6 protein-coding genes are annotated in these 4907 nt (G+C 72.1%); 3 read left to right on the top strand and 3 right to left on the bottom strand.

The window, feature by feature from the left end:
• Positions 1–27 precede the first annotated feature (27 nt).
• Positions 28–1209: an FAD-dependent monooxygenase gene (locus AB8Z75_RS31030; protein WP_369207841.1), complete on the bottom strand. Its 1182-nt coding sequence runs from the start codon at positions 1207–1209 to the stop codon at positions 28–30.
• Between the two features lie 225 nt (positions 1210–1434).
• Here AB8Z75_RS31030 and AB8Z75_RS31025 point away from each other — a divergent pair, with 225 nt between their 5' ends.
• Positions 1435–2052: a TetR/AcrR family transcriptional regulator gene (locus AB8Z75_RS31025; RefSeq protein ID WP_369207839.1), complete on the top strand. Its 618-nt coding sequence runs from the start codon at positions 1435–1437 to the stop codon at positions 2050–2052.
• Positions 2053–2101: 49 nt separating this feature from the next.
• Here the strand turns inward: AB8Z75_RS31025 and AB8Z75_RS31020 are convergent, their stop codons facing one another.
• Positions 2102–2827 carry a dienelactone hydrolase family protein gene (locus AB8Z75_RS31020; RefSeq protein WP_369207837.1) on the bottom strand — a complete coding sequence of 242 codons (726 nt, stop codon included), beginning with the start codon at positions 2825–2827 and terminating at the stop codon, positions 2102–2104.
• Positions 2828–3089: 262 nt separating this feature from the next.
• Between AB8Z75_RS31020 and AB8Z75_RS31015 the strand changes: the two genes are divergently transcribed.
• Entirely contained in the window at positions 3090–3470 is a 381-nt protein-coding gene (locus AB8Z75_RS31015) for a VOC family protein (RefSeq protein ID WP_369207835.1), read from the top strand.
• Positions 3471–3608: 138 nt separating this feature from the next.
• Here AB8Z75_RS31015 and def read toward each other — a convergent pair whose 3' ends face one another.
• On the bottom strand, positions 3609–4274 hold the full coding sequence (def, locus tag AB8Z75_RS31010; protein WP_369207833.1) for a peptide deformylase: 666 nt from the start codon (positions 4272–4274) through the stop codon (positions 3609–3611).
• A 133-nt stretch (positions 4275–4407) separates the two neighbouring features.
• On the opposite strand from def, the gene AB8Z75_RS31005 reads away from it, so the two are divergent.
• On the top strand, positions 4408–4907 hold a 500-nt coding region (locus tag AB8Z75_RS31005), incomplete at its 3' end, for an ArsR family transcriptional regulator (RefSeq protein ID WP_369207831.1).

Genomic DNA, 4907 nt, shown 5'->3' with positions numbered 1-4907 from the left:
GAGGGGGAGGGCGGCGTCGCGTCGGGTTCAGAGTGCGCCGGCGCCGGATGCCCGCAGCGCCTTGTTGCGGGCGGCGATGGCGGCCCAGGTGGTCGGCAGCATGCGGTCGCGACCGCTGTGGACGCGGTCCTGGGCGAAGGTGACGTAGGGGCGCTGCCGGGCCTCGTAGCGTGGATACGCGGTGGTGTGGTCGTTGCCGCACCGTTCGAGTTCCTCGGCCAGGAAGCGGGCGCCGGTGAGCGCGAGTGAGGTCCCCCGGCCGGAGAGGAAGGCCGGGCTGTACCCGGCGTCCCCGACGAGGACGACGCGCCCGCGGTGCCAGGCGGGCAGGTGGATCTGGCTCGCGGAGGTGAAGAAGAAACCGGGGTCGGCGAGGGCCGCGTCGAGCAGTTCCGGGATCCGCCACGACCGGTAGCCGGCGAAGGCGTCGAGGAGGATCTTCTTCTGGGCGTCCAGGTCGTGGTGGTCATAGTCGATCGCTTCCGAGCGGAACTGGAAGACCGCGACGGCCTTGCCCCCGTACCGGAAGACGCCTGCCATCCGGCGGGGAACGTTGTATATCGAGTTGGTGCCCTCGGACCGCGTCTCGCCGGGGTGGTCGGCGAGGGCGAAGTAGACACCGAGATGTCGCAGATAGTCCTTTTCCGGCCCGAACACCAGTCTGCGTACGGCGGAGTGCTGGCCGTCGGCACCGATCACCAGGTCGTACCGCCCGGTGCGGCCCGAAGCGAAGCGCACGTCGACACCGCCGACGTGCGCGTGCGCGTCGCCGGTGCCGTTGTTGCCGCCGTTGCCGTTGCCGTCGCCGTCGCCGCTGTCGCTGTCGGTCAGTGTCTCGATCGAGTCGCCGAAGCGGATCGTGGCGGTGTCCGGGAGCGCGTCGGCGAGGATCCGCACGAGATCCTCGCGGAGCAGCTCGATGTCGTCGTCGGAGTCGCTGACCTCCGCCATCGGGATCCGGGCCACCGGCTCGCCGTCACTGTCGACGAACTGGGTGAGCTCGGACATCCGGACCCGGCGCTCCTTGATCCTGGCGAGCAACCCCATCCTGTCCGCGGCCTCGATCGCGTCACCGCGGATGTCGATGGGTGTGCCGGTGAGCCGGAGGTGGCGGGCGTACTCGACGACGGTGACGTCGTGGCCGCGGGTACCGAGTTCGAGTGCGCAGGCGAGCCCGGCGACACCGGCTCCTGAGACGAGAACGTTCACGTGTGCGCTCCAGGTTTCGCTGAGGTGGGTGTGCGGACGGATCGGGTGTCCCGCGCTGGTCAGGCAGGTGAACCCGTGAGGCGGTGCGGCCCGCGGGCAGGCTGCTGCCGCGGCGAGCCGTACCGTTAAAGAAACAGGCTGTCGCTTTTAAAGAGCTTACGTGCCTTCGGCTTGCACCACAACGCCGCACCTGGCGACAATCGGCATCCGAGCGAGGAACAAGAGGTGAGCGCGGCGATGGCCGACCGGACCGCTGACCGGCCGCCCGCACGACGCCCCGGCGGCCGCAACGCGCGGGTGAGAGCGCAGATCCTCGCCGCGACCGTCGAGCTCGTGGCGCGCGACGGCATCGCGGGCTTCCGCTACGAGGAGGTCGCCGAGCTCGCCGGCGTGCACAAGACCAGCGTCTACCGCAACTGGCCCGACCGCGAGGAACTGGTGGCCGCAGCCCTGCTGCGCTACGCCGAGGACCTCGCCTCGGTCGCCGACACCGGCGACATCCACCGCGACCTGGTGGACTTCCTGCTGGCCCTCGCCGGTGGCCTGGAGACGCCGTTCGGGCGGACGCTCGAACAGGCCATCCAGCCCGCCCGCCACAGCCGCACCGTCCAGGCGCTGACCAGGGTTCTCGACGAACGTGTGGCCGCCATGCGGCGGCGGGTGGAGGCCGCCGTGGAGCGGGGCGAACTCCCTCCGGTCGACAGCCCTTTCCTCGGCGAGATGATCTCCGGCCCGGTGCATCTCATCGTCAACCGCGGCATGCGCCCGTTCACCCGAAAGGATGCGGAGCGCATCGTCGGCGTGGTGCTCGCCGGTATCCGGGCCACGGCACCGCACACCTGATCCATCGTGCCGACCGCGGCGTCTGCTCAGGAGCGCCCACGCCTGGGGCTCACTCCGCTATGGGCAGGCACTCGTCGAGCAGGTCGAGGACGTCGCGCCAGGCCCGCCGCGCGTGCCGCGGGTGGTAGCCGACGCCGGGGACCGTGGCGTGGTCGACCGGCGGATGGTGGAAGGCGTGCAGGGCCCCGCCGTAGACGACGAGGCGCCAGTCGACGCCCGCGGCCTGCATCTCGGCGGTGAACGCCTCCCGTTGCGCGGCGGACATGATCGGGTCCTCGGACCCGACCCCGGCCCACACGGGGCAACGGATGCGCGCCGCCTCGCCAGGACGGCCCGTGGTCAGCGCGTTGACCGTCCCGATCGCCCGCAGGTCCACACCCTCACGCCCGAGTTCCAGCGCGATGGCGCCCCCGGTGCCGTAGCCGATGGCGGCCACCCGGTCGGGGTCGGTCCGCGGTTCGGCACGCAGCACGTCGAGCGCCGCACGGCCGATACCCCGCAGCCGGTCGGGGTCGGCGAGCAGCGGAGTGCAACGGGCCAGCATCTCCTCGGGGGCGCCCAGGTAGCGTCCGCCGTGGAGGTCGAAGGCCAGCGCCACGTACCCCGACTCGGCGAGCGCGTCGGCCCGGCGGCGCTCGACGTCGCTGAGCCCCATGCCCTCTGGCCCGAGCAGCACCGCGGGCCGAGGACCGGCACCGGAGGGGAGCGCGAGGTGCCCGACCATCGTCATGCCGTCGGCCGGGTATGCGACCGTGCGCGTGGTGACCGTTGCCATGAGACCGGACTGTAGCGATCACCGCGTCCGGACGGGCCGGTCTTTCACCGCCGGCGAAAACGCGCGGGCGCGGCCCGCCCGGCGGGCACCGCCGAGCCCGCGCCGCCACCTCGGCCCCGCACCGCCCCCGCCCGCAGCGCGAACGCCTGAGCGAGATGACGTCCCTTCCCGCGCAGGCACGGCGCTCGCCCGCAGTCACCTGACACGATGGTCGCGTCGCGCCGAGGGAGGCGACGTCCAGCACCGGGAGGGGACGGAACGGATGGCTGAAACGCGCGGACCAGTGCTGACGACCGTCAACATCAGCGCACCGGACCCAGGGGCTCTCGCACGCTTCTACCAGCGACTTCTCGACTGGGACATCAAGGCCGAGGAGCCGGACTGGGTCCTGTTGCAAGCGGCCGACGGTGGAGTGGGGCTCGCCGTTCAGCGGGGGGAGAACTACGTCCGCCCCCGCTGGCCCGCCGGACCTGCCGGCCAACAGATGATGATGCACCTCGACATCCGTGTCGACGACCTGGAGAGCGCTGGAGCGAAAGCTGTCGCGCTGGGCGCGACGGTCGCCGACCATCAGCCGCAGGGAGACGTCCGCGTGTGCTTCGACCCGGCAGGGCACCCCTTCTGCCTCTGTCTGGCCGACTGACCGACGGCGTGCGCCCTCGGCGGATCGCGACCCGGTGCCTCGCGCGGGCCGCGACGCGGCGCCTTGGGCGGACCGCGGCCCGGTGTCTCGGGCGGACGGTGGCCCGGTGTCTCAGGCGGGCCGCGACGCGGCGCCGCCTCAGGCGTGCCGCAACTCCGCTGAGTTCGCCGCGCGTTGTGCGTAGACGTCTTCGCGGCGGTCCGCCATCTGCCGTAGTGCCTCCTTGCGGTCCCGCTTGGAGAGCCGGTCAAGGTAGGTGCGGCCGAAGAGGTGGTCGGTCTCGTGTTGCAGGCACCGGGCGAAGTAGCCCGTCCCCTCGATGACGAGGGGGTTGCCGTCCTTGTCGAACCCGCGAGCGACGGCGCGGTCGGTGCGGGGCACCGTCAGGGAGGCGCCGGGGACGGACAGACAGCCCTCGGAGTCGTCGAGAAGCCTGCGGTCGGGCGCGTCGGGCAGTTCGAGAGCGGGGTTGACGAGGTGCCCGACGTGCCGCACTCCGTTGTCGTCGGGGCAGTCGTAGACGAACAGCCGCAGGTCGACGCCCACTTGATTGGCGGCGAGCCCCGCGCCGTCGGCCACGTACATCGTCAGGAACATGTCGTCGATCAGCGCCGACAGGTCGTCGGAGCCGAAGGCGGTCACCTCCCGGCTCGGACGGTGCAGGACCTCCTCGCCCACTTCGGTGACCCGTCGCACCGCTCCCCGCTCCGCCTCGGGGGCGCGCACCGGAAACGACGCGACAGGCCGGCCCTGTACATGGACCCGCCGGTCGAGGAACCGGGACCGCTCACGACGAACAGGCATCGCTGTCTCCCCTTCTGCGCACACCCCCACGGGTGCTGCGCGCGCCCCACAGGCCAGGCGGACACCGCCGCGCCCGGATGATGCCGGCAAGAACCACTTGCCAGTCACTTTGCAAAGTAGCAGACTTTGCAAAGTGACTGAAGACGACCTCGACCCCGCGCCCCGGAAGGCACCCGGCGCCGGAGACGGACTACGCGAACACGAGGTGCGCACGGCCCTGCTGGAACTCCTCGCCGAGGTGGGCGCCGTCACCGCGACCGAAGCGGCCGGGCGGCTGGGGTACAGCTCCGGGCTCTGCTCGTTCCACCTCCGCCAGCTCGCGCGCCACGGACACATCGAGGAGGCTCCGCACGCGGGGGGCCGCGCCCGGCCCTGGCGCCTGCGGCGGCAACCGCAGGCCGCCGAGGCCGCCCCCGCGGAGTTCGGCGCTCTCGCCCGGGGGCTGGAGGACGAGAGCTGGCAGCGGTGGCTCGCCCAGCGGGACCAGGCGCCTGAGGAGTGGCGCCACGAGGAGGCCTTCAGCGCCGTCGCCTACCTGACGCCCGAGGAGATGACCCGGGTCGCGGACGCCGTACGACGGGCACTGGCTCCCTACCAGGACCGCGAGCAACGCCCTCTCGCCCGCCCCGGCGA

The organism is Streptomyces sp. PU-14G, from assembly GCF_041028275.1.
Taxonomy (GTDB): Bacteria; Actinomycetota; Actinomycetes; order Streptomycetales; family Streptomycetaceae; genus Streptomyces.
This window is presented reverse-complemented; position numbering and strand designations above follow the sequence as displayed.

Bases quoted from the DNA above. Each gene is read 5' to 3' on its own strand.
- def (WP_369207833.1), bottom strand. From the start codon at position 4,274: ATGCCTGTTCGTCGTGAGCGGTCCCGGTTCCTCGACCGGCGGGTCCAT.
- AB8Z75_RS31020 (WP_369207837.1), bottom strand. From the start codon at position 2,827: ATGGCAACGGTCACCACGCGCACGGTCGCATACCCGGCCGACGGCATG.
- AB8Z75_RS31015 (WP_369207835.1), top strand. From the start codon at position 3,090: ATGGCTGAAACGCGCGGACCAGTGCTGACGACCGTCAACATCAGCGCA.